Genomic DNA, 24,198 nt, shown 5'->3' with positions numbered 1-24,198 from the left:
CTCGCGCCCCGCACGGGATGCGCCCACCGAGACGATAGGTTGAACGGTATGAGTTTCACGCAGGGCTACAACGACGACCTCCGCCTCGCCCACATCATGGCCGATTCGGTGGACGACCAGACCATGTCGCGCTTCAAGGCGCTCGACCTGCGGGTGGAGACCAAGCCGGACCTCACGCCGGTGACGGACGCCGACAAGAGCGCGGAGGAGGCCATCCGCGGGCAGCTCTCCCGGGCACGGCCCCGGGATGCGATCCTCGGCGAGGAGTTCGGCAGCACCGGGTCCGGTTCGCGCCGCTGGGTCATCGACCCGATCGACGGCACCAAGAACTTCGTACGCGGCGTCCCGGTCTGGGCCACGCTCATCTCGCTCATCGACGACGGCAAGCCCGTCGTCGGCCTCGTCAGCGCTCCCGCACTGGGCAAGCGCTGGTGGGCGGCCCAGGGCACCGGCGCCTACACCGGGAAGTCCCTCGCCGCCGCACAGCGCCTCCGGGTCTCCAACGTCTCCCGCCTCGAGGACGCCTCGCTGTCCTACTCCAGCCTCTCCGGCTGGCGCGAACGCGGGACGCTCGCCGAATTCGTGAACCTTACCGACCGGGTCTGGCGCACGCGTGCCTACGGTGACTTCTGGTCCTACTGCCTCGTGGCGGAGGGAGCGGTGGACATCGCCTGCGAACCCGACCTGAACCTGTACGACATGGCGGCGCTCGTGCCGATCGTCACCGAGGCCGGGGGTCGCTTCACCTCCCTCGACGGCGAGGACGGACCTCACGGCGGCAACGCCCTCGCGACCAACGGCACCCTGCACAGCGAGGTGCTGCGGACCCTCAACCCCGATGTGGATGACCTGCTCTAGCAGCACGCGCAGCGCGGCGGGCGCGCCGTGGTGAAGGGCGGGCCGCGGCTCGGGGAGGAACGCCGGAGGGATCTCGCCGCCGCCTACCTGTCCGGAGCCGGTCGCTACGATCGCGTACGCCCCGGCTACCCCGAGGCCGCCGCCGACTGGATCATCCCCGCAGGCGCTCGCCGCGCAGCCGACCTCGGCGCCGGGACCGGCCTCTTCACGGAACTGCTCGTGGAGCGCGGAGTCGCGGTGACGGCGGTGGATCCCTCCGAGGACATGCTGGCCGTCCTCGGAGACAGGCTGCCCGGGGTCCCCGCCGTCCGGGGCACGGCGGAGGAGACCCACCTCCCGGAGGCCTCCCTGGATCTGCTCACCCTGGCGCAGGCGTGGCACTGGTGCGACCACACCGCCACGGTCCGGGAGGCAGCACGGATCCTGAAGCCGGCGGGCCGGCTCGCCCTCCTCTGGAACCAGCTCGACGTCTCGGTCCCGTGGGTGCACCGGCTGTCCCGCATCATGCACGCCGGTGACGTGTTCTCGCCCTCCTACCGCCCCGTGTTCGGGGCCGCCTTCGACGCCCCGGAGGACCTGGTGGTGCACTGGACCCAGGAACTGGACGTCCCCGGCATCCTCGACCTTGCGCGGTCCCGCAGCTACTACCAGCGGGCGGCGCCTGCGCTGCAGGGCCGCGTCGAAGCGAATCTCCGGTGGTACCTCACCGATTACCTCGCCTTCGCCGGGACGGCGTCCCTCCGCCTGCCCTATTACACCCACGCCTGGCGTACCTCCCTGCGAACGGCCTAGATTTCGGCATGCCTAAACGGTAGGTTTAGGCATGCCTCAAAACCGGTGGTGGACGTCCTGCCGGGCCACGGTGCTCCAGTGCCTGGTCCTCGCCGTCCTGGTCACCGGGTGCGCCCGTCAGGCCCCGCCGTCCTCCGCCCCCGACGACCGCCCGCGCGTCCTGACGACCTTCTCGGTCCTCGCCGACCTCGTCGACACCGTGGGCGGCGGGCACGTCCGCGTCGAGTCGATCACCAAGGTGGGAGCGGAGATCCACGGGTACGAACCCACGCCGTCCGACCTCGTGCGGGCCCAGGACGCAGACCTCGTCGTCGACAACGGGCTGGGGCTGGAGCGCTGGTTCGAGCGGTTCCTGAACTCCGTCGACGCGCCCCATGTGGTCCTGTCCGACGGCGTCGAACCCGTCGACATCCGCACCGGCGACTACCGCGGACGGGCGAACCCCCACGCGTGGATGTCCCCCGTCGCCGCACAGACCTACGTGGACAACACCGTCGCGGCCCTCTCCGAACTCGCCCCGGAGCATGCCGCCGACTTCGAGGCGAACGGCCGGCAGCTCAAGGCCGAGCTCGCGGCCCTGCTGGCCGACTTCCGCGAGGACCTGGCGGACGTCGACGCCGCGGCACTCGTGACCTGCGAGGGGGCCTTCTCCTATCTCGCGCGCGACGCCGGGATCCAGGAGGCGTTCATCTGGCCGGTCAACGCCGACTCCGAGGGGACGCCACGGCAGATCCGCGGTGTCATCACGTTCGTCGAGGAGAACCGCGTGCCGACGCTCTTCTGCGAATCCACGGTCAACCCCTCCGCCCAGGAACAGGTGGCCCTCGCCACCGGCGCCCGGCTGGGCGGAACGCTGTACGTCGACTCGCTGTCCGGACCCGAGGGGCCGGTGCCGACGTTCCTGGACCTCATCCGCTACGACCTGGACACCATCGCGGAAGGACTCACACGATGACCACCCCCCGGGAGGCAGAGCCCGTGCCTGTCATCGACGTACGGCACCTCACCGTCCGCTACGACGACGTGCTGGCCCTGGACGATGTCAGCGTGCACCTCGCGCCCGGGAGGATCTGCGGGCTCATCGGCGTCAACGGGTCCGGGAAGTCGACGCTCTTCACCTCCCTCATGGGTCTCCTCACGCCCCAGGCGGGGTCCGTGAAGCTCTTCGGGAGCTCCATCGCCCGGGCGAGGAAGAACGGGCTCGTCGCCTACATGCCGCAGGCGGAGGGCGTCGACTGGACCTTCCCGGTGTCGGTGTCGGATGTCGTGGGCATGGGCCTGTACGGGCGGCTCGGGACGGCACGCCGGCTGCGGGCGGCCGACAGGGCGGCCGTCGACGACGCACTGGAGCGCGTCGGGCTGTCGGAACTGAGGAAGCGCCAGATCGGGCAGTTGTCGGGCGGGCAGCGCAAACGCGTGTTCATTGCGCGGAGCATCGCCCAGGACGCCCGGCTCCTGCTCCTCGACGAGCCGTTCGCGGGGGTCGACCAGTCGAGCGAGCACACCATGACCGCACTCCTGAAGGCGTTGCGGGACGAGGGGCGGTCGGTGCTCGTGTCCACGCACGACCTCGCGGGGGTGCCGGACCTCTGCGACGAAGCCGTCCTCCTGCACCAGCGGGTCCTGGCGCAGGGCGAGCCGTCGCGGGTCCTGACCCACGGAAACCTCGCCCTCGCCTTCGGCCCCCTGCCCGCCGGTATCCCCTCCGCCTCCCCCGGTGCGGCTCCCTCCTCACCGAAGGGAGCGTCCTGACATGGACGTCCTCGCGTTCCTCCTCGAACCGCTCCAGTACGGCTTCCTCACGAGGGCCCTCGCCGTCACCGTCGCAGCGGCCGTCGTCGCCGCGGTGCTCTCCTGCTGGCTCATCCTCATGGGGTGGTCCCTGATGGGGGACGCCGTGTCGCACGCCGTCCTGCCCGGCGTCGCCCTCGCCTACATCCTCGGCATCCCCTTCTCCATCGGAGCGTTCGTGTTCGGCGTCGGGGCCGTGGCTCTGATCGGGCTCGTCCGGTCCACCACCAAGCTGAAGGCCGACACCGTGATCGGTGTGGTCTTCACCGGCCTCTTCGCCGCCGGTCTGGCCATCGTCTCGGCCACGCCGTCGCAGATCGACCTCATGCACATCCTGTTCGGCAACGTCCTCGGGGTGTCCGCGGGCGATGTCCGGCAGGTGCTGATCCTCGGCGCGGTGACCCTCACCGTCCTCCTCGTGAAGCGGCGCGACCTCACCCTGCTGGCCTTCGACCGCACGCACGCCCACGTGATCGGCCTGAACACCCGGTTCCTGTCCGCGCTCCTCCTCGGCCTGCTCGCGCTGACCGTCGTCGTCGGCCTCCAGGCCGTGGGCATCATCCTCGTCGTGGCCATGCTGATCACGCCCGGCGCCACGGCGTTCCTCCTCTCCCGCAGTTTCGACCGCATGCTGGTGATCGCCGTCGTGCTGACCGTGGCCGCGTCCGTGGCCGGCATCTACGCCAGCTACTACCTCGACATCTCCACCGGTGCCGCGGTCGTGCTGTGCCAGGCCCTCGTGTTCGCCGTCGTCTACCTCGTGGGCCGGCCGGACGGCATGCTCTGGCGGGCACGACGACGACGCAGGACGGTCGCCCCGTCCAGCACGCCCGCCGCGACGTCGCTGCGGGACGCCTGATGACGGGCCGCAGGGGAGCCGTGCTCAGCATCGAATCGACGAGCGTGCAGGACTACGTGAAGGCCATCTACGCCTTCACGGAATGGCAGGCGGAGCCGATCACCGCCACGCACCTGGCCGTCCGCCTCACCGTCGCGAACTCGTCCGTCACCGGGATGGTGGGCAAGCTGGTGGGCCTGGGCCTGGCCGAGCACCGCAAGTACGGGCCCATCGGCCTCACGCCGTCGGGCCGGGCACTCGCCCTCGCGATGGTCCGCCGCCACCGGCTCATCGAGGCCTTCCTCGTCACGGAGCTCGGCTACGGCTGGGACGAGGTGCACGACGAGGCGGAGTTGCTCGAGCACACGGTCTCGGATGCCTTCGTGGAGCGCCTCGACCACAAACTGGGCCGGCCCACGCGCGACCCGCACGGTGATCCGATCCCGGGGGCGGACGGCCGCGTCCACTACCCTCCGGCGCACCGGCTCGACAACCTGGACGAAGGCCACCTCGGCAGGCTCGCACGGGTCAGCGACGACGACCCCGAGGTGCTACGCCTCCTCGACCGGCACGGCGTCGCCCTCGACGCCGTCCTCCTCGTGGCCCGCCGCGGCCCCGGGCCGTCGATCGAGCTGCGCCTCGGTGCAGACCCCTCGGCGCCCAGCCTCTCCGCGGACGGCGCCCTCGCGCGGTCGCTGTGGATCGAGAGCACCGTCCCGCACGAGGACTGCACGATCGACGCCGCGTCACGACGGCGTGGCGTCTCCTCCTAGACTGGTCGGGACCCGCCTTGCCCCGCGCCCTGCCAGCTGAACGGAGTGCCCCGATGACCACACTCGGACTCGAAGAGGAGTACCTGCTCCTCGACCCGCGGTCGGGGCTGCCCGCCCATCACGCCGCCGAGGTGGAGGGCATGCTCGAATCCCATCCGGAGGTCGACTCGGACGAGATCCAGCGGGAGTTGCTCTCGTGCCAGATCGAGACGGCCACCCCGGTCTGCTCGACCCTGACCGAGGCCGAGGAGTCGCTGCTGAACTTCAGGAGGAAGTTCGCGGACGCTGCCGCCCGGACGGGGAGTATCGGCGCGGCCACCGGCACGGCACCACGGATCCCCCAGGCGTATCCGGAGCTCACCGACAAGCAGCGCTACGAGGACCTCCGGGCCAGCGCGCCCGGCATCGTGGGCGACCAGTTCGTCAACGGCCTGCACGTGCACGTGGGCGTACCGGATCCCGAGCAGGGCGTGCAGGCGCTCAACCGGATCCGGCCCTGGATCCCCCTGCTGGCCGCCCTGAGCGTGAATTCGCCGTACTGGCTGGGCCGCGACAGCGGGTTCGCCAGCTGGCGGGTCATCCACTATCGCCGCTGGGCCGTCCAGGGAATCGCCCCGTACTTCGCCGACGCCGCCGACTACGAACGCCGGATCACCCGCCTGGCCGCCACGGGTGCGATCCTCGACCGCGGTGTCCTCACCTGGGTCGCACGGCTCTCCGACCACTACCCCACGCTGGAACTCAGGGCGTGCGACGTCCAGCTCGAGGCCCGGGACTCGGTGCTGCTCGGCGCCCTGACGCGCGCGCTCGTCGTCACGGAACTCCGGGCGGCCGAGGCCGATACCGCTCCCCTCGTCCCGGATCCGGAGCTGCTGGACGCAGCCCTCTGGCAGGCCGCACGCGACGGCATGGGGCGCCACCTCGTGGACCTCGCCACGGCCGAGCCCGTGCCCGCGGAGCGGCACCTCGCGGCCTTCCTCGAACACATCGGCCCCGCCCTCGAGGACGAGGGCGACACGGACTGGGTCAAGGCAAGCATCGAGACCATCGCCGAACGAGGCACCGGCGCGCAGCGCCAGCGCCGCGCCATGCACGACGGCGGCATCGACTCGCTGCTGTCTCTCCTCGGACGGACTCTCACCGAGGGCGCGTAGGGGCGTCAGGCGGGCGGTGCGAAGGGATCAGGGAAGGCCGGGGTCGGCTCACCGCTGATCGCCGGCCGGTTCGAGTACGGCTGATGTCCGTGCTCGTCCTTCACCCCGTAGGCGCGGGCCACTTCCGCGGCGACCAGCGGCAGGCCCGTGAGACGGAGAACGTGCGGGTCGGCGGCCAGTGCCACGACGGCCCGACCGACGAAGAGGGGCGTCTCGCGGTTCGTCTCGTGCTCGAAATGCTCGATGTTCGCAAGTACGCCTTCCGTGAGGACGAGCCCCGGATAGAGGGACACCGACGTGATCCCGTGCTGTTCGAGGTCCACGGCCATATCCGCCGCGAGGCGGTCGATGGCCGCGTGCGCAACCCCGTAGGGCACGGGCGGCACGAAGACCTGGCCGGCGAAGGAGGAGAGGGTGACGATCAGCCCCGTACCGGCTTCGATCAGGAGTGGTGCGGCGAACGACGACGCCACGTAGTGCGCCCGCAGCCCTGTGCGGTGCATCGAATCCCACAAGGACAGGGGCTGCTGCCAGAACGGACCGGGATTGAACTCGCTGCCGTCGGTGAACCGCTCATAGCCACCCCAGGCGCTGTTGACCAGCACATCGAGGCGTCCCTGCTCGGCGTCGATGCGGGCGAGCGCGGCCTCCACCTGACTGTCGTCACTCACGTCGAGTCTCAGCGGGATCCCCGTGCCGCCCGACTCCGTGACCAGCCTCGCGGTGTCGTGGATGGTTCCCGGCATCCGCGAGGGCGCTGTTCCTTCGGTGGTCGTCCGGCCGCCGACGTAGACGGTGGCTCCTGCCTCGCCGAACGCCCGTGCGATACCCCGGCCCACGCCACGGCTGCCCCCGGTGACGAAGACGACCTGCGGTCTGGGGATGGTCATGGGGCCGAGGGCCTGGAGCGCCGATGCATCGCGCCAGTATGCCCCACGGTCCGGGCCGTCACCAAGACCCCGACCGCTCCGGCAGTCAGTGTCCGTCACGGGTCGGGGCCGCCCGGGACCCGCTAGGCGCCGACCGCGCGGAACTCGATCAGCATGCTCTGTTCGGGGAGCAGGACGGGCGCCTGCAGACCGGCCTGCGCCAGGGCGCGGCCGGACAGGCGCACCGGGTCCCCGTCGAGTGCCCGCTGCAGCCAGGCCAGCGGCGACTGTCCGTTGCCCGGATGCCCCTCCTCCGGTACCGCGGGACGCACCTCGTACAGCGCGTCGGGGTCGAGGCCCGGGAAGGTCACGGGACCGGGCGGGTAGCTCGCGCTCGACGCCGTGAGCGAGTAACCGAACAGGGCGCGGCGCCGGTCCTCGGACACGATGCCCCGCAGGTCCATCGCGGGGTCCGGACACTCGGCGTGCACCACCCTCCCCCGGTGCAGGTCGTCGCGCCAGGACCGGTGGAGGGCCACATAGCGGCCGAGGACCCCGTACTCCGCCTCCGTCAGGTCCGAGATGTCCCACTCGATGCCGAAGTGGCCGAAGATCGCGGTGGCGGCCCGGAACGGCAGGGTGTGGGCGCGGCCCGTCGAATGCGAGACGGGGCCGCCGATGTGCATGCCCAGCAGTTCGGGCGGCACGACGAGACCCGTGTACTTCTGGTTCACGAGCCGTTCGATCGGGTCGATGCAGTCGCTCGTCCAGATGCGGTCCGTCCGTGCGAGGATCCCGAGGTCCACGCGTGCACCGCCCGAGGCGCAGCTCTCGATCTCGAGCCCCGGATGCCGGCGCCGCAGTTCGTCGAGCAGCCGGTAGAGCGCCTCGACGTGCCGGTGGACGGCGGCCCGGCCCGTCCTCGCATCCGCGGCCTCGAGCAGGTCCCTGTTGTGGTCCCACTTGACGTAGGCGATGTCGTTGGTCGTCAGGATGTCGTCGAGGCGTTCGAGGATGTAGGCGTAGGCGTCCGGATTGCCCAGGTTCAGTACCTGCTGCTGGCGGCCCGGAAGTGGCAGGCGGCCTTCCGCCTGCAGGATCCAGTCCGGGTGGGCGCGCGCGAGGTCCGAGTCGGCGTTGACCATCTCGGGTTCGAACCACAGGCCGAACTCCATCCCGAGGTTCCGCACGTGATCGATGATCGGAGCGAGTCCGTCGGGCCAGACGGTCTCGTCCACATACCAGTCGCCGAGGCTGGAGGTGTCGTCGCGCCGCCCACGGAACCAGCCGTCGTCGAGCACGAACCGTTCGACGCCGAGGGACGCCGCGCGGTCCGCGAGGGCCAGCAGGCGCGGGAGGTCCAGCGCGAAGTAGACCGCCTCCCACGTGTTCAGTGTGACCGGGCGGGGGCGCTGCGGGTGGGAGTCACGGGCCCGGAGGTGTCGGTGGAACCGGCCGGACAGCTCGTTCAGGCCGTGCCCCCAGGAGCCGACGGCGGGCGGGGTGGAGTAGCTCTCCCCCGGCGCCAGGACGACCTCGCGGGGGGACAGCACCTCGCCTGCCGAGAGGAACACCGAGCCTGCGGGGGTCCTCTCCGCGAGCACCTGCTGGTTGCCGCTCCATGCCAGGTGGATGCCCTGGACGAGGCCGTGCTCGAACCCGAAGCCGCGGGTACCCGCGGCGAGGAGGACCGTGGCGTCCGCTCCCGGCCTGCCGCGCCTGCTCGTCCGCGAGTAGGTGCCGGTGGTCAGGTCGTGGCGCTGCGGCGACCGTTCGCGCAGGTGCCGCCCGGTCGTGTCCAGGATCTCCGCCGCCGTGTGGTGCAGCGGGAAGAACAGATTGAGCGCGCGCACCTCGTAGTCGTCGTCGCCCGTGTTGGTGAGCTCCAGAGCCTGCGTGAACAGGCCCGACGCCGTGAGGCCGAGGCGGGCGCGCACGGCGAGTCCCGCGTCGTCGTCGCATGCCTCGACGAGTGCGCCGCCGGCTTCCCGCTCCATCGAGGTCACGGTGAACCGCGGGTAGAGCTGGGCGCCCGCGCGGTCGCCCACCAGTCCGGGGGTCCCCTGCCAGCCGGCGGACTCGAGGGGCAGGAGCGTCAGGAGGGCCGGGACGTCGATGCCGCCGGACACACGCTGCGGCTGGTGCGCTGCGGTGATCCCCCGCAGTTCGTCGAGGCCGACGTCGCCGAGGGCCGGACCCCAGTAGGCGATCGTCGGCATGCCGTGCGGATGCGGATCGAGCACCACGCTGGTGCCGCCGCGCGAGAGATGGAGGGGTTCGGAGGTCATTGGTTATTTTTACCGTGTAAATAACCCCCCGGACAAAATACCTACCGTGCGCGCGTGTCCCGCCGGAGCAGGCCGACGATCAGGCAGAGGAGACCGAGCAGGAGGGGGACGAGGGTGTACAGCGTGTGCGTCCCGCCGAAGTAGCTCATGGCGAAGATGTACACGAAGGTGCTCCCCACGAGGATCCAGCCGAGCACGATCAAGGCACGTCCCCGGCGGGGCGGCGGTAGTGGAGGGAGCCACGACGGCGTCCTGTCGGTCCAGCTCATGGCCCCAGTGTAGTTCCCGGAACGGCCCTCCCCATGGGCGATCGATCAGTAGGACGGCGCCGCCGGGATCGACAGGTAGTGCTCGAGTGTCGGCAGCCTGTGGGCACGCATCTCCGAGGAGATCGTGGTGCCGACGTAACGCAGGTGCCAGGGCTCGTACGCGTACCCGGTGGTCGAGGTCCGGCCCTGGGGGTAGCGGATGATGAATCCGTACCGCCACGCGTTCTGCGCGGCCCAGGCCCCCGCCGGCGTGCCCGCGAAGCATTCCTGCAGACCGCACGATCCATTGCGGTTCCCGATGTCGATGGCGAGGCCTGTCTGGTGTTCGCTGTAGCCAGGACGCGCCGAGATGAGGTCTGCCCTCGCCTGCCCGTACCGGTTGACGTAGGAGGCGTAGAGGGAGGCCTGCGTAGCGAACGACCGGTATCCGCTGACCGGCACCATGGCGACACCCGCGGCCCTCGCATCGGCGAGCAGCCGGGTGAATTGCTGCGCCGCGTCGCTGCGCAGCAATGGGCCCCCCACGTTCACCAGCGGGCCCGGGGTATAGCCGGCGGGATTCAGCATGCGTCGCTTGTTGACGACGACCACCGACGATGCGGCGACGTCGATGTCACGGCTCAGCACGGTTCCACCCCTGGCGGTCCAGGTGATGACGCCACGCTGGTATCGCTGCTTGCAGGCTCCCGCGCTGCAGGATTCGTCGGAGATCGGATAGCCCAGGGCGCCGTTCTCGAAGTTGGTGGAGGCCCACCGGGCCCTGATGGCCCCGACCGAGATCCTTGCTCCCGTGGTCGGGGACCAGATGATCGAACCGCCCTGGTAGTTCTGGTAGCAGCCGCCGCCGCGCAGGCCGCACACCTCGGGCCCGGTGGGGTACCCGAAGCGGCCGTTCTGGGAGCCATAGGCCCGCCAGGTCTGACCGATGGCGCCGTACGAAGGCTGTGCCCCGGTGGCCGGCGACCAGACGATGACGCCGCGCTGATAATTCCGCTGGCACCCTCCGTTGCGGAGTCCACAGAACTCGGCACCCGTAGGGGGGCCGAGGCGCCCGCCGGCGCCGCCGAGTTGCGCGTGCCGCGCGTCGATCGCCGTCCCGGCGTGGCTCGACGGCGCTGTGGCGAGGCTTCCAGCGGTCATCAGGGCGCAGCACAGGGCGATCAGCAGATGCACGAGCATGCGGTTCACTCTGTCCCCCGGACGTCGGCGTGGCTCAACGGTAGACGCGCCGATAGCGCCGGACAAGAGTCGGCCGGCCGGAGGAACGACGAAGCGCCCTGCCGGAGACCGGCAGGGCGCTTCGTCGTGGAGCTGTGGAGATGGCGGGAATTGAACCCGCGTCCGATGCAGTGTAGTCAGGGCTTCTCCGGGCGCAGTTCGCGTCGGTTTTTCTCGGCTCCAGTCATCGTGCGAACGAGTGACTGCCGAGCCCAGTTGTATAAGAGTCCCCCCGGTCCCTACAACGAGGACCGGGAGCAGTGGCCCTCTAAATGACGCCAGTATCCGGGGCGAGAGCAAACCCGGGCTGACGGACTAGCTAGGCTGCTTAGGCAGCGAGAGCGAAGTCAGTGCGCTTTTGTTCGGCACTTATTGTTTTACAAGGAGCGTTTACGAGATGACCCTGTGTCCTCGGCCCGCTTCCCCTGTCGCGACTAACATCGTCGAAACCTGTCATCCCCATGTTCAGTTATCAAGGTGCTCAGGCGTCAGATGATTCCTGAGCGTGATTCCTGCGCTGCCCGGCCCACCGGCCGTCCAGTTCCTCCACTCTACCGCACCCGCATGGTCTGCCGGCAGGGCTTCGCCGCAGGTGAACGAGGCCGGGTCATTGCCCCAGGGTGACCCCCAGGATGACGACGGGCGACTGCCAGAGGCGCACGATCACGAAGGCGAGGGTGACGAAGGCGATGCCGAGGGCGGCCAGCGCGGTGGTTGCCGCCTGCTTGCGCCGGAAACCCCACCAGAAGATGGCTGCGTTCATCACCACCAGGACGGGCGAGACCCAGACGAGGACCTGCGCGAAGTAGACGTAGACGAGGAAGACGAACGGGATCAGGGAGAGGATGCCGACCGGCACCACGATCAGCAGCAGGACCAGGTCCACCAGGGCGCCGAGCGTCACCCACCAGGGCCGCCTGTACCGCAGCTCCGACGGCTCGGGTCCGTCGTCCTCCTGGGTCTCCCAGAAGACATCGCTCATGCGCCGAGGTTCTTCTCGCGCATGGCGCGCAGCGCTTCCCGGTTGTCCTGCTTCTCGCGCAGGGTCTGCCGCTTGTCGTAGTCGCGCTTGCCCCGGGCGACGGCGATCTCCACCTTGGCCCTGCCGTTGAGGAAGTAGAGCTGCAGCGGGACGAGGGTGAAGCCGGACTCGCGGATCTTCTGGGAGATCTTGGTGAGTTCCTCGCGGTGCAGCAGCAGCTTCCTGCGGCGACGCGCGGCGTGGTTGGTCCAGCTGCCCTGCGAGTACTCGGAGATGTGGATGCCCTCGAGCCAGAGCTCGTCGTTGTAGAAGACCGCATAGCCGTCGACGAGGGAGGCGCGTCCGGCACGCAGGGACTTCACCTCGGTGCCCATCAGGGCGAGCCCGGCCTCGTAGGTGTCGAGCACGGCATAGTCGTGGAAGGCCTTCCGATTGGTGGCCACCACTTTCCGGCCACTTTCCTTCGGCACGGCGATACTCCTTCTCGCGACACTGCTGCGGACGGCGGCCCGCGGGTGGGCAGTGCCTTCCATCCTACGACCCGAGCAGGCCCAGCGGGTCCACGAGCGTACCGTTCAGCATCGTCTCGAAGTGGAGGTGGCAGCCCTGGGAGTTCCCCGTGGTGCCGGTGTGGCCGATCAGCTGGCCTGCGCTGACGCGCTGCCCGACCGAGACCACGTAGCTCGTGAGGTGGTAGTAGTTCGTCGCGAGCGCGTTCCCGCCGATCACGCCGTGGTTGAGGACGATCCGGTTGCCCGCACCGGGCAGGACGTTCGAGTCCGCGTACCAGACCTCGCCGGCGGCGGGCGCGTACAGGGGCGTGCCGCAGCCCACCCCGTAGTCGATGCCCGTGTGCACGTAGCCGCCCGTGCCATTGAAGTCGATGGTTCCCACCGGCGTCGGGCGCCACCCGAAGCCGGACGAGATCGGGGCGCCGACCGGCGACCTCAGGCCGAACGCGGTGGGGTTCGACGGCGCGGGAGCGGGCGGGTCCGGGATGACGGGGACGACGGGCGCGACAGGAGCGACCGCCTTGGGCTGTACGGGAGCGGGCGCGGGCCTGTTCGCGGCGGCCGCCTCGGCTGCACGGCGAGCCGTCTCGGCAGCTGCGAGAGCTTCGGCCTCGGCTTTCCGGCGGGCCTCCTCGGCGGCGGCCGCCGCCTCCGCCTCGGCGCGGAGGCGATCCTGCTCCGCCTTCTGGCGGGCCTGCTCGGCCTTCTGGCGGGCCTCCTCGGCCTTGCGCGCCTCCTCGAGCTGACGGCGCTGGCGCTCGGCGATGTCCGCGTTGACCTGCTGCTGGGCCTTCTCGACGCTTGCGAGCTTCGCCTCGATGACGGGCTTCTGTTCCTGGAGTTTCGCGGACAGGGCGGAGGTGTCCGCCACGAGCCGGTCCACCTTGGCCTTCTCCCCCGCCGCGGCGTCCCGTGCCGACTGTTCTGCGGCGAGTGCGTCGTCCGCCTTCTCCTTGAGTCTCGCGATCTCGGCCTCGACGGCGATCAGGCGTGCCTGGCTGTTCGCGTTCGTCGCGTTCTGCTCGGACAGCCGGGCCATTGCGGCGTTCTGGCTGCGCAGGGCCTGGTCCACCATGTCCATCGACCGGGTGAAGTCCTCGACGCCGTCGGCACCCAGGAGCAGCGACACGTTGGTGGGGACGCCGCCGTTCTTGTAGGCCTCCGTGGCGATCTGGCCGATCACCTCGCGAGTCTCGTCCATCTCCTGCCGGTCGGCGCGGAGCTCCTCGGTGATCTTCGTCTTCGTCTCCTGCGCCAGGTCGACGCGCACCGCGAGGGCTCCGACGTCGTCCGCCGCCGTCTCGACCCGGCCCTGGGCCTCAGCCAGGGACTGCTGCGCTGCGGGGAGCTGGCCCTGGTAGGTCCTCAGCGCACCGATGGTCTCGGCGATGTCCGCGTCGAGGTACTCCATGGACCGCTGCACCTCTGCCACCTCGTTCTCGAGGGCACTCTTGCGGTCCTCGAGCTCATCCGCGACCACCGGGGTACCGAAGCCGAGGGCGAGGGCCGCGACGAGTGCGATCGATGTCCCTGCGGTGGCGCGGACAAGATAGGTCCGCCTGTCCTGCCGTGGTCGCCACGATGATCCTGGCGGGCGCACGGGTCCCCTGGCGCTGGGCGTCATCGCTGTCAGACCTTTACGTATCGTCGGAGGGTGAGCAGGGATGAGATCCCTGCGAGGAGGGCTCCGAGCAGGATGAGCACCGGAACCAGGAGCAGGACCTGCTGGGAGGAGATGAACGCCGTCTGCGGGAAGGTGTTCACGAGCCAGCCGTCGATCAGGAAGCGGGAGGCCCCCCACAGCGTCGCCGACGCGAGGACGGCCCCGATCACGGCGGCGATGACGCCCTCGAGGATGAACGGCAGCTGGATGATCGCCTTGGACGCGCCGACGAGGCGCATGATGCCCGTCTCACGGCGGCGGCTGAAGGCCGAGAGCCGGATGGTCGTGGCGATCAGCAGGATCGCGCAGAACGTCATGATGCCGGCGATCGCGAGCGCGACGACGGACGCCCAGTTCATGTAGCGGAAGATCGCCTCCAGGAAGTCCCGCTGGTCGCTGACCGCATCCACGCCCGGTTCGGAGGAGAAGGCCTCGTCGATGACCTCGTACTTCTCGGCGTCGACGAGGCTGACCCGGAAGGACTCGGGCAGCTGCTCCGCGGTGACGGAGTCGACGATCGGCGAGTTGGCGAACTGGTCGCGGAAGTGGACGAGTGCCTCCTCCTGCGTCTCGTGGGTGACGGTGTCGACGTACGGGGCGAACTGATCGGATTCGAGCCGGGCCTCGATGGCTGCACGCTGGTCCTCCGTGACCGGTCCGGCAGCGCAGCTCGCCTCGGAGGAGTTGTCCACGCAGAGGTAGATGGTGACCTGGACGCGGTCGTACCAGTACCCCTTCATCTGGTTGATCTGCAGCTGGAACAGGCCCGCCGCACCCACGAAGGTCAGCGAGATGAAGGTCACCAGGATCACCGAGGTGACCATCGACAGGTTGCGGCGGATGCCCGAGCCGATCTCGGACAGGATGAAGGCGACCCTCATCCGGCCATCGCTTCGGGGCGGGCCGCGTAGATGCCCTGGGCGTCGTCGCGCACCACGGACCCGCCGCGGAGTTCCACGACGCGCTTGCGCATCGTGTTGACGATGTCGTCGTCGTGCGTGGCCATGACCACCGTGGTGCCGTTCTGGTTGATCGTGTCGAGGATCTTCATGATGCCCATGGAGGTGGTCGGGTCGAGGTTCCCGGTGGGCTCGTCGGCGAGGAGGATACCGGGACGGTTGACGATCGCGCGCGCGATCGCGACGCGCTGCTGCTCGCCGCCGGACAGCTCGTGCGGCATCCGGTTGTCCTTGCCCTCGAGGCCCACGGTGGCGAGGACGTCCGGCACGGTCTCGCGGATGACGGCCCGGCTCCTGCCGATGACCTGCATCGCGAAGGCGACGTTCGCGAAGACCGTCTTGTTGGGGAGGAGGCGGAAGTCCTGGAAGACGACGCCGATGCCCCGGCGCAGGCGGGGCACGCGCCAGCTGGGGATGTTCGCGACGTTCTGGCCGGCCACGTAGACCGCGCCCCGCGAGGCCCGGTCCTCCTTGAGCACCAGACGGATGAACGTCGACTTGCCGGAGCCCGAGGCGCCCACGAGGAAGACGAACTCGCCGCGGTCGATGTCGAGGGAGACGGCATCGAGGGCGGGCTGCGACGTGGGGTCGTAGGTCTTCGTGACGTCGTCGAATCTGATCATGATCACTCTGCGCCCGTGGATCGCCGGGGCACGGGCATTGGCTCGGGGAAGGAAGCGCCGGCTCCTCGACTATAACGACTTGTCGAGAAACGCCCTTTACCTCTGCGGTGTGTCGCGGGCAAGAGCTCGAGCAGAAAACAAGTGGTTTGCGCCGGAAGACGCGTAGCCCTACCCGGCGTCGTTGCGGTTGTTCGTGCGCCAGCGGATGCCGGCATCGATGAAGTCGTCGATCTCGCCGTCGAACACCGACGACGTGTTGCCGACCTCGTGATTGGTGCGGAGGTCCTTGACCATCTGGTACGGATTGAGCACGTAGGAGCGCATCTGGTCACCCCAGGAGGCCTTGACGTCGCCCGCGAACGCCTTCTTCTCGGCGTCCTCCTGCTCCTTCTTGAGCAGCAGCAGCCGTGACTGGAGCACCCGCATGGCTGCGGCGCGGTTCTGGATCTGCGACTTCTCGTTCTGCATGGAGACGACGACCCCCGTGGGCAGGTGCGTCAGGCGGACCGCCGAGTCCGTCGTGTTCACCGACTGGCCGCCGGGTCCCGACGACCGGAAGACGTCGACGCGGATCTCGTTGTCCGGAACCTCGATGACGTCCGTACCCTCGATCAGCGGGATGACCTCGACCGCGGCGAAGGAGGTCTGGCGGCGGCCCTGGTTGTCGAAGGGGCTGATGCGGACGAGGCGGTGCGTCCCGGCTTCCACGGACAGCGTGCCGAAGGCGTAGGGGGCCTTGACCTCGAAGGTCGCGGACTTGAGGCCCGCCTCCTCCGCATAGGAGGTGTCGAGGACCTGCGTGGGGTAGCCGTGGCGTTCGGCCCACCGCAGGTACATGCGCAGGAGCATCTCGGCGAAGTCGGCGGCGTCCACACCCCCGGCGCCGGAGCGGATGGTGACGACGGCCTCGCGCTCGTCCCACTCCCCGGCCAGCAGCGTGACGATCTCGAGGTCGTCGAGGGATCTGCCGAGGGAGACGAGCTCCCTCTCGGCCTCGGCCAGGGTGTCCTCGTCGCTCTCGTCCTGCGCGAGTCCCACGAGGACCTCGAGGTCGTCGATCCGGCTCTCGAGGGTCTCGAGGCGCTCGAGGGCGGACTGCCGGTGCGACAGCTTCGAGGTCACCTTCTGGCCCGCGGCGGGATCGTCCCAGAGGTCGGGGGCTCCCGCTTCCTCGCTCAGCTCCTCGATGTCCTTGCGGATTCCCTCGACGTCGGAGACCTGCTCGATGGACTGGTACTTGGCGCGGAGGGCGCGGATCTCTGCGGGAAAATCAGTGGTTGCCATGGTCCTTCCAGCCTACGTCATGGGCTCTCCCGCCCGTCTATCGGACCAGCTCGGCCCGTGCATCGGCCTGCGCGACGATCGGGATGCCCGCGGGCACCAGGAAGTTCACGATGGGTGGGCGTACGACGGCGGTGAGCACGACCCGCGCGGTCCGCCCGTCCTCCGCGCCGGAGGACGGGTCGACGGCCAACTGCTCGAACCGCGCCGCTGCCCCGGTGGCGGCGAGGTAACCGGCCGCCGACTCCTCCACGCCGGAATCCTGCAGGGCCGGAAGGGGCGGCATGGGGTCCCCTCCGCCGACTCCGACGTCGATGCTGTAGCTGTCGGCGGCAGCGAGTGCCGCACCGTCCGCCACCGACAGCAGCTTCTTGTGCTCGATGTAGACGGCCGACACCGCGAGGACGACGGTGACGACGAGGAGGCAGACGAGAAGGTAGCCGATGACCAGGACACCGATCTGCCCCTCCTCCGAGCGGTCGGCCGTCGAGTCTGCACCGCCTGTGCGCCTCGTCACCCGAAGCGCTCGACGATCTGGGTGGAGGTGGCGTCCACGGTGGCGGCCGAGGGGTGGGTCCCGGCGATCGCGGGGACCAGCGGAGGGGGGACGTCGAGGCGGACGACGACGGTCACGGTCGTCCCCGGCGCGAGGCATCGACCGCTGCAGGCGATGTCCACCGCGGCCTGCTCCGGCCCGAAGCCGAAGTCCGCGAGCGCGATGCGGGCCGCCTCTCGCGCCCGTGCGTCGGCTTCCTGGGGCGACGCGGCATCCACGTACACCTTCGCTGCCTGGTCGGCCGCCCCGACGACGGCGAAGGAGCCACCCTGGAGCTGCCCGACCGTCAGGACAAGGTAGACGACCGGCACGAGGAGCAGGACCCCCAGGAACACGAACTCCACGACGGCGCTCCCGCGCTCCGCCCCGAACCGCGGGCGTCTTGGGGACAGGTGTCCCGGGCTCGGACGGCCTGCCGCCGGGACAGCGCAGGCCCGTGGCCCTGCGCGCTCTCCGGACCGTCCGGGGTTGCACTCAGGACGGGAGCGCTGCATGGCCGCGCACCTCCATGATTCCTGCCGGTCCGATCAGTCCGATGACGGGCAGCGGAGCGCGGACGACCACTTCGAGGGTCCTCACGCCGCCGACCGTGCTCTCACCGACCGAGACGTCGGACCCGTAGGAATCCGCGAGTGACCCGCGGATCAGGTCCTCCGCGCGTCCGACGGCGTCCTGCGGGGAGCGGTCCGCGAGCGTGCCGTACCGTGCTCCCGAGGCGGCGGCGTCGATGAGCGTGTTCCGGACGTGCAGGACGAGCGTCAGCTGGAGGATCGCGATGAAGACGACCGTCAGCAGGCCCCCGATCAGGGCGAAGTCGACGACGGCGGCACCACGCTCCGGGTCCTTCCGAGCGGTGCGTGGAACGACCAGCGCGAGGGCCATGGCCTAGGGCGATACCTGGTCGATCGCCTGGTTGAACAAGCCCTTCAGGGCGGGCCCGGCGATCGCCAGCAGGGCGGCGACGAGGACCGCCGACATCAGCGTGATCATCACCCAGCCCGGCACATCCCCCCGTTCCCGGTCCCCGGCTCCGGCCAGCAGGGCTGCGATGGCGCCGAGGAGGAGTTGGGCGAGGCGTGAGGCTCCGGTCAGGATCTTCATGGCGTTCCCCTTTCAGTCGTCGTCGTTGTGGTGTCAGAAACCGAGGTTGATCAGGGCGATGCCAGGGTAGACAGCGAAGAGGACGGTCAGCGGAAGGACACCGAACACCAGCGGCACCATCATCGCGATCTCCTTCTTCCCGGCGGACTCCATCAGTTCGCGCTTCGCCAGGTCGCGGACGTCCTGCGCCTGCGCGCGGAGCACGTCCGCCAGCGGCGTCCCGCGCTGCACCGCCACGGTGATGCCGTCGACGAAGCGCGCGAGCGGCGCGAGGCGGGTGCGGTGCGAGAACTCCTGCAGCGCCTCCACGAGCGGCTTGCCCGCCCTCGTCGCGGCGAGCACGAGGGCGAACTCGCCGGCCAGCTCCCCGGTGGCAGTCCTGCAGATGCGCTCGAGCGCGCCCGTGGTGCTCTCCCCCGCCGAGACAGCCAGGGCCATGAGCTCGGCGAGGCTGGGGAACTCGGCGAGCATGCGTGCCTCGCGTCTCCTGATCTCGGACGAGAGGACGTAGTCGCGGCCGACGAATCCCAGAACGGCGCCGGCGAGGACGATCACGACGGCGAGCGGTACGTTGACCGATCCCGAGGCCGCCAGGAGCACCATGATCAGGGTCGATGCGGCGAGGCCGCCCGCAGCACAGAGCAGCTGCTGAGCCCGGAAGTCCGCGGCGGTCTGCGCCCGGCCGGCCTGGGCGAGCCTGCGCGCAAGGGTCGCGGCTGCCGGGTTGAAGCGGTGCGACCACGCGACGGCGTCGGCGAGCAGGGGGCGGAGGATCCGCTCTAGCGGCCCGAAGGGTGTGGCGTTGCCCGGCGCGTCTGCGAGCAGCCTGGACCGGAGGTCCACCGCGCGCAGTTGGGGTGCGATGCGCTGTGTCAGGGTTGTGGCGCGCATGGCCGGCAGGCGGACGAGGACCAGCCACAGACCCGCTCCGAGCAGGAGACCGCAGAGCGCCGCCAGCGCAAGGGTCGGCGTCATCGGAGCACCCGCTCGTCCTCGGGCAGCGCACCGATCCGGAGCATGACGCGGTAGCAGACCGCGGACACGAGGAGCCCTCCCAGCAGCACGACCGCGCCACCTGCCGTGTTGTAGGCACGCACGGCCTCCGGACGGGTGGACAGGAGCATGAGGACGAACCACGGTGCCGCGACGGCCAGGCGCGCAGCGTTGATCGTCCAGGACTGCCGCGCCTCCAGTTCGCTACGGGTGCGGGCGGCGTCCCGCAGGAATTCGGACAACGTGCCCAGGAGGCGGCCGAGGTCCGACCCGCCCACCTCCCTGGTCATGCGGAGTGCCTCGACGATGCGGTCCGCGACCGGGTCCGCCAGCCGCTCCTTGAGCCGGTTGAGCGCGTCGTCGAACCGTCCGCCCGCGCGGTAGTCGGAGCCGAAGGCGCGGAAGGCCGCCCTCAGTTCGACGGGCCCCTTCTCTCCCAGCTGGATGAGGGCCTCGGGAAGCGAAAGCCCTGCGCGGATGGCCGACCGAAGGTGGTCCACGACGTCGGGCCACAGCTCGCGCAGCGAAGCGGTGCGCTTCGTCGCACGCCATTTCACGATCGAGAACGGCAGGAATCCACCGAACAGGGCGAAGCACAGCGCGATCGGTGCCGAGCCGGTCACCACGAACCCGATGAGCAGCACGATCAGTCCCGTGGCGGCGCAGGTGGCGAGCAGCCCGCGGGCCGAGACACGCTCGATCCCTGCACGCAGGAGGAGGTCCTCGAGTGGATACCGGCGCGCGGGGGCCCGACGGTCGCGCGCGGGCCGCTCCCAGCACGACCACCAGATCAGGAACAGGCCGACGCCGAGGCCCGCCCCTGCCGCCGTGTTCACGCCCGCACGCCCAGGACGGCCGAGACGTCGACGCCCGCGGCCGCGAACTTCTCCTCGGCGGGCATGCCGGTGGCCGTCAGCTCCAGGCTTCCGTCGATCCGTGTGAAGACCGGGGAGGACTCGATGACCCCGTTCTCCACCCGTCGTCCAAGGGCCATTATCTCGGTGACCCGGCGCTGACCGCCGGGCAGCCGTGCGCAATGCACCACGAGGTCGATGCAGGAGGCGACGGTCGGCACCACGAAACTGCTCGAGATGTTCTCCCCCGCCAGGAGCGGCAGCGTGCAGATCTTGGTGATGGCGTCATGCGCACTGTTGGCATGGACGCTGCACATCCCGGGCAGGCCGCTGTTGAGGGCGATGAGCATGTCCAGGCTCTCGGCCTCGCGCACCTCGCCGACGATCAGCCGATCGGGGCGCATCCGGAGGGCCTCCTTCACGAGGCGCCGCAGGGGTATCTCGCCGTGTCCTTCGAGGTTGGGCTGGCGACACTGCAGGCCGACGACGTCCCGCAGCGGCAGCTGCAGTTCGAAGATCTCCTCGACGGTGATGACCCTCTCCCGTGGGCCGATGGATGCCCCCAGACAGTTCAGCATCGTCGTCTTGCCTGCCTGGGTCGCCCCGGAGACCAGGATGTTCAGGCCACTGGCGACAGCTGCTCCGAGGAATCGCGCCGCCTGGGGAGACAGCGTCCCCAGCTCCACGAGGTGCTCGAGCCTCGAAGCACGCGCGACGAACTTCCGGATGTTCACGGACCAGTGGTTGCGGGTCACATCCGGGATTACGACGTGCAGCCTGGAACCGTCGGGCAGAGAGGCGTCGACGAACGGCGAGGACAGGTCGAGCCGCCGCCCGGAGGACTTCAGCATCTTCTCGACGAGGTCCCGGACCTGCTGGTCGGTCAGCGACAGCGCCGTGAGCTCCGACTCCCCGTCCCGTGCGATATAGATCTCCGCGGGCGCATTGATCCAGATCTCCTCGATGGTCGGATCGTCGAGCAGGGGCTGGAGGGCACCGAACCCGGCGACGGCGTCGTAGATCTGCTTGCGCGCGGCGTCCAGCCGCCCGAGCGGCGGGAGGACCCCGAGCACCGAACGCTCCTCGTAGTCGGCGACGGCGTCGTGCACGAGGAGTTGCACCTCGCCGACCTGGCGGGCGGGGTCGAGGCCGCGCCGGCGGATGAGTTCGCGCACCTCACCCTCGACCAAGCGAACAGCATCCATTGATGTCCCCCATATGTCCACCCACCGACGTCTCTCCGCCGTTCGGGCGCGGAATTGCTTCCGCCGCCTTCACCCTACTGAACAGGAGCCTGCCCGAATAGAGCGTGCTAGGCATGTGCATAAATCCCAGGACGAGATGACAATCACGGCAACGGGCACCGCGCAAGAGCGACACGCCAGCGCGGATACGGACATAAGCGCAGGTTTTGCCTAAGATTCCACTTTCACTTCCGAAACGTTAGTCACGTTCGTAACAGAACTGTAGTCTGCACGGGAATTCAATCAGCTGGCTGACGCCCGGAATCTGCTGGAGAAACCCGTGACTTTGCCCTTCCCCGCCCGACTTTTGAGCGCAGCCCTGCTGTCCTTCGGACTTCTGGGCAGCGCCGTCCCCGCTGTAGCAACCGACACGGTGACCGCCCCGTCGCCGTCGGCGACAGCGACTCCTGTCGCCCCATCGACCACCCCAGCTGCCCCGACCGCTGGGCCGACCCCTCCGGCGACGGCCCCCACGCCGAGTGCAGCTCCGGCGCCGGCTGCGACGGTCGCGCCCACTCCTCCGGCCCCCATCAAGGAAGCCCCGCCGGTGAAGCAGCCCGCGGCGCAGGATGAAGTGACCTCGTTCGTGCCGGATCTAAACTGGAATCCGCTCGACGAGCCGGGCTCGAACGCCCGCTACGGGGAGCACTACGCGGAACCGGTCACCCCGCTGAAGGCGGGGTCCCCGCTGAACCTCGATGGGAGCGCCGGGACGGCGGCGATCGCCCCCCGTACCGGAGCCTTCAAGGTCACGCTGGTCACCGTGCAACTGTCGGGGAAGACAGTTGCCGACACCAATGCGATCAACATGACGGCTGCGCGCAACTCGATCACGAGTGCCAACGCGTATTGGAACTCGGCCTCTGCCGGGCGGCTTTCGATGACGAAGGTCAACGAATTCCGGCACGTCTCTAAGGCGAAGATCACGGACTCCTACGGCACGATCATGGCAACGGTCACGAAGGAACTGAACTGGCAGTACCGGGCCTATGAAGCCCTGGTGATTTTCGTCCCCCACGCGGACCTCAACTACAACGGGTCCTGGGGGATCTTGGGCGGTGGCTTCACGGACAGTGCCACCAGCGGTCGCGTCATCATGCCCTACCCCTCCGCACTCACGAACAACGTCGTGACGCACGAGTTCGGCCACGTGCTCGGCCTGCACCACGCGAACCAGTTGGTCTGCAACACCGGAAAGACCGACGTCGCTCGCTCCGGGGGTTCTTGGGCCGATAGCGCCTGCTGGAGCTATGAGTACGGTGACACCTCGGATCTGATGGGTTTTGCACAGACGAGTTCCCCCGCCATCAACTCCTTCCTGTGGGATTTCGGTGGATTCGGTCGCGGCGACGAGATCCGCAACATCGGGGTGCCGACGGGCGCCGGGACCCACACCCTGAGGCCATGGGCCGGAAGCGCGTCCAACCGTGCACTGAAGTTCACCGATCCAGACAGTGGCGAAATCTACTATTTGGAGTACCGCGCCGCCGTGGGCTATGACGGCGTCTCAGCCGTCAATGGCAATCGCGGGATCAAAGTCATCAAACAGGACTATCTAGGCTGGAACGGCAATGCCTCGGTCGTCCTGAGCCCGAACAGCCGCAACTACGGATACGGCAACGGGGCCCTTACGTGGCAGGCCGGCCAGACGTTCACGACCTTTTCCGGCACCAAAGTGAAGATCAACTCCCTTAGTGGCGACTTTGCGTCCGTGACCGTCACTCCGGCGGTGAAGATGTCGGCGATCGAGGCGACCTGGCGCAGCATGGGCGGCGACAACTCATCCTTCGGCCGCGCCGTGACCAAGGAGACCTGCGGCACCACCGTCTGCTCCCAGGACTTCGCCAATGGACGCTTCTACTGGACCGCCAGCACCGGGGCCAACGGTGTGCTCTACCGAGGCATCCACGCCCGCTGGCAGCAGCTCGGCGCCCAGAACGGACGCCTGGGCTACCCCACCACCAACGAAACCTGCGGCACCGCCGTCTGCGCTCAGGCCTTCCAGGGTGGACGCATCGTCTACAGCCCCGCCGGCACCTACGCCGTCTACAACTCCGGCATCGGAGCCAAATGGCGCCAGCAAGGCAACGAAGCAGGACGCCTGTCCTACCCAGTCGAAGAAGAGAACTGCACCGGCAACGCCTGCAAGCAGACCTTCGCCAACGGCACCATCCACTGGACCGCCGCCTCGGGCCCCTGGCCCGTCTACAAAAACGCCATCACCGCCATCTGGACCCGCAACGGAGCACAGAACGGACGCTTCGGCTACCCCACCTCCGACGAGAAATGCGGCAGCACCGCCTGCTGGCAGGAATTTCAGGGCGGCCAACTCTCCTGGACAGCAGCCCGCGGCACCATCGCGGTCCACCCCTCCGGCATCAGCGCCACCTGGCGTCACCACGGCGGACAGACCGGCATCTTCGGACACCCCGTCGTCCCCGAATCCTGCACCGCCACCCAGTGCTGGCAAGCCTTCAGCAACGGACAGATCACCTGGGACGCCGGCAAGGGCTACACCCTCCTCACCTACCGCAACTAGCCCCCACACCCGCCGTCCGACCCGTCATCGATATCGATAAC

General features: G+C 69.3%; 25 protein-coding genes and 1 other RNA gene. 8 read left to right on the top strand and 18 right to left on the bottom strand.

The features are described 5' to 3' along the window. Positions 1 to 48: 48 nt before the first annotated feature. From hisN to AC4D2E_RS03560, 7 genes are read left to right on the top strand one after another with little or no spacing between them, the layout of a single operon-like run. Entirely contained in the window at positions 49 to 858 is an 810-nt protein-coding gene (hisN, locus tag AC4D2E_RS03590) for a histidinol-phosphatase (protein WP_104165812.1), read from the top strand. Positions 859 to 888: 30 nt separating this feature from the next. Then, positions 889 to 1,650, top strand: coding sequence for a class I SAM-dependent methyltransferase (locus AC4D2E_RS03585; protein WP_490951682.1), 762 nt, complete (start codon positions 889 to 891; stop codon positions 1,648 to 1,650). A gap of 31 nt (positions 1,651 to 1,681) precedes the next feature. After that, positions 1,682 to 2,605 carry a metal ABC transporter substrate-binding protein gene (locus tag AC4D2E_RS03580; RefSeq protein WP_490951681.1) on the top strand — a complete coding sequence of 308 codons (924 nt, stop codon included), beginning with the start codon at positions 1,682 to 1,684 and terminating at the stop codon, positions 2,603 to 2,605. Further along, the gene (locus tag AC4D2E_RS03575; protein ID WP_490951680.1) at positions 2,602 to 3,402 is read left to right on the top strand and encodes a metal ABC transporter ATP-binding protein; all 801 of its coding nucleotides are present in this window, start codon (positions 2,602 to 2,604) and stop codon (positions 3,400 to 3,402) included. The genes AC4D2E_RS03580 and AC4D2E_RS03575 overlap by 4 nt, the downstream gene beginning before the upstream one ends. Position 3,403: 1 nt before the next feature. Beyond that, positions 3,404 to 4,300 (top strand): metal ABC transporter permease, encoded by an 897-nt coding sequence (locus AC4D2E_RS03570; protein WP_490909694.1) that lies wholly within the window; start codon positions 3,404 to 3,406, stop codon positions 4,298 to 4,300. Beyond that, positions 4,300 to 5,052, top strand: a complete 753-nt coding sequence (locus AC4D2E_RS03565; protein ID WP_490951679.1) for a metal-dependent transcriptional regulator — start codon at positions 4,300 to 4,302, stop codon at positions 5,050 to 5,052. The genes AC4D2E_RS03570 and AC4D2E_RS03565 overlap by 1 nt, the downstream gene beginning before the upstream one ends. A gap of 53 nt (positions 5,053 to 5,105) precedes the next feature. After that, the gene (locus AC4D2E_RS03560) at positions 5,106 to 6,206 is read left to right on the top strand and encodes a carboxylate-amine ligase (protein ID WP_490909696.1); all 1,101 of its coding nucleotides are present in this window, start codon (positions 5,106 to 5,108) and stop codon (positions 6,204 to 6,206) included. A 5-nt stretch (positions 6,207 to 6,211) separates the two neighbouring features. On the opposite strand, the gene AC4D2E_RS03555 is transcribed toward AC4D2E_RS03560, so the two are convergent. The 18 genes from AC4D2E_RS03555 to AC4D2E_RS03470 form a co-directional block, all read right to left on the bottom strand. Beyond that, positions 6,212 to 7,096: an SDR family NAD(P)-dependent oxidoreductase gene (locus AC4D2E_RS03555; RefSeq protein ID WP_490909697.1), complete on the bottom strand. Its 885-nt coding sequence runs from the start codon at positions 7,094 to 7,096 to the stop codon at positions 6,212 to 6,214. A gap of 122 nt (positions 7,097 to 7,218) precedes the next feature. Beyond that, entirely contained in the window at positions 7,219 to 9,363 is a 2,145-nt protein-coding gene (locus AC4D2E_RS03550; RefSeq protein WP_490951678.1) for an alpha-galactosidase, read from the bottom strand. A gap of 41 nt (positions 9,364 to 9,404) precedes the next feature. Beyond that, positions 9,405 to 9,632: a hypothetical protein gene (locus AC4D2E_RS03545; RefSeq protein ID WP_490909699.1), complete on the bottom strand. Its 228-nt coding sequence runs from the start codon at positions 9,630 to 9,632 to the stop codon at positions 9,405 to 9,407. A 45-nt stretch (positions 9,633 to 9,677) separates the two neighbouring features. Next, the gene (locus tag AC4D2E_RS03540) at positions 9,678 to 10,811 is read right to left on the bottom strand and encodes a D-alanyl-D-alanine carboxypeptidase family protein (RefSeq protein ID WP_490951677.1); all 1,134 of its coding nucleotides are present in this window, start codon (positions 10,809 to 10,811) and stop codon (positions 9,678 to 9,680) included. Positions 10,812 to 10,943: 132 nt separating this feature from the next. Next, positions 10,944 to 11,311, bottom strand: a transfer-messenger RNA (tmRNA) gene (ssrA, locus tag AC4D2E_RS03535). A 146-nt stretch (positions 11,312 to 11,457) separates the two neighbouring features. Further along, on the bottom strand, positions 11,458 to 11,832 hold the full coding sequence (locus AC4D2E_RS03530; protein WP_490951676.1) for a hypothetical protein: 375 nt from the start codon (positions 11,830 to 11,832) through the stop codon (positions 11,458 to 11,460). Beyond that, entirely contained in the window at positions 11,829 to 12,302 is a 474-nt protein-coding gene (gene smpB / locus AC4D2E_RS03525) for an SsrA-binding protein SmpB (RefSeq protein WP_043446231.1), read from the bottom strand. Before smpB ends, AC4D2E_RS03530 begins: the two co-directional genes overlap by 4 nt. 64 nt (positions 12,303 to 12,366) lie before the next feature. Continuing rightward, the gene (locus tag AC4D2E_RS03520; RefSeq protein ID WP_490951675.1) at positions 12,367 to 13,968 is read right to left on the bottom strand and encodes a peptidoglycan DD-metalloendopeptidase family protein; all 1,602 of its coding nucleotides are present in this window, start codon (positions 13,966 to 13,968) and stop codon (positions 12,367 to 12,369) included. Positions 13,969 to 13,973: 5 nt separating this feature from the next. Next, positions 13,974 to 14,888: a permease-like cell division protein FtsX gene (gene ftsX, locus AC4D2E_RS03515; RefSeq protein WP_104165836.1), complete on the bottom strand. Its 915-nt coding sequence runs from the start codon at positions 14,886 to 14,888 to the stop codon at positions 13,974 to 13,976. Further along, positions 14,885 to 15,589 carry a cell division ATP-binding protein FtsE gene (gene ftsE, locus AC4D2E_RS03510; protein ID WP_490951674.1) on the bottom strand — a complete coding sequence of 235 codons (705 nt, stop codon included), beginning with the start codon at positions 15,587 to 15,589 and terminating at the stop codon, positions 14,885 to 14,887. Before ftsE ends, ftsX begins: the two co-directional genes overlap by 4 nt. 168 nt (positions 15,590 to 15,757) lie before the next feature. Then, entirely contained in the window at positions 15,758 to 16,873 is a 1,116-nt protein-coding gene (gene prfB / locus AC4D2E_RS03505; RefSeq protein ID WP_490909705.1) for a peptide chain release factor 2, read from the bottom strand. A 37-nt stretch (positions 16,874 to 16,910) separates the two neighbouring features. Beyond that, positions 16,911 to 17,387: a pilus assembly protein TadG-related protein gene (locus AC4D2E_RS03500; protein ID WP_490951673.1), complete on the bottom strand. Its 477-nt coding sequence runs from the start codon at positions 17,385 to 17,387 to the stop codon at positions 16,911 to 16,913. Continuing rightward, positions 17,384 to 17,770 (bottom strand): hypothetical protein, encoded by a 387-nt coding sequence (locus AC4D2E_RS03495; protein WP_490951672.1) that lies wholly within the window; start codon positions 17,768 to 17,770, stop codon positions 17,384 to 17,386. Before AC4D2E_RS03495 ends, AC4D2E_RS03500 begins: the two co-directional genes overlap by 4 nt. Before the next feature lie 130 nt (positions 17,771 to 17,900). Next, entirely contained in the window at positions 17,901 to 18,308 is a 408-nt protein-coding gene (locus AC4D2E_RS03490; RefSeq protein ID WP_104165844.1) for a TadE family protein, read from the bottom strand. Positions 18,309 to 18,311: 3 nt separating this feature from the next. Beyond that, entirely contained in the window at positions 18,312 to 18,527 is a 216-nt protein-coding gene (locus tag AC4D2E_RS03485; RefSeq protein ID WP_490951671.1) for a hypothetical protein, read from the bottom strand. Positions 18,528 to 18,560: 33 nt separating this feature from the next. After that, the gene (locus AC4D2E_RS03480) at positions 18,561 to 19,502 is read right to left on the bottom strand and encodes a type II secretion system F family protein (RefSeq protein WP_490951670.1); all 942 of its coding nucleotides are present in this window, start codon (positions 19,500 to 19,502) and stop codon (positions 18,561 to 18,563) included. Next, complete coding sequence (locus AC4D2E_RS03475) at positions 19,499 to 20,356, bottom strand: type II secretion system F family protein (RefSeq protein WP_104165850.1); 858 nt, start codon at positions 20,354 to 20,356, stop codon at positions 19,499 to 19,501. The genes AC4D2E_RS03480 and AC4D2E_RS03475 overlap by 4 nt, the downstream gene beginning before the upstream one ends. Continuing rightward, positions 20,353 to 21,579: a TadA family conjugal transfer-associated ATPase gene (locus AC4D2E_RS03470; protein ID WP_490951669.1), complete on the bottom strand. Its 1,227-nt coding sequence runs from the start codon at positions 21,577 to 21,579 to the stop codon at positions 20,353 to 20,355. Before AC4D2E_RS03470 ends, AC4D2E_RS03475 begins: the two co-directional genes overlap by 4 nt. A gap of 586 nt (positions 21,580 to 22,165) precedes the next feature. Here AC4D2E_RS03470 and AC4D2E_RS03465 point away from each other — a divergent pair. Further along, a complete protein-coding gene (locus tag AC4D2E_RS03465; RefSeq protein ID WP_490951668.1) occupies positions 22,166 to 24,157 on the top strand; it encodes a hypothetical protein in 1,992 nt (663 codons plus the stop codon). The last annotated feature ends 41 nt before the right edge of the window (positions 24,158 to 24,198 follow it).

The organism is Arthrobacter sp. TJ-265 (assembly GCF_058269135.1).
Note: the sequence above shows the minus strand (reverse complement) of the source record. Positions and strands in the feature narration are given on the sequence as shown.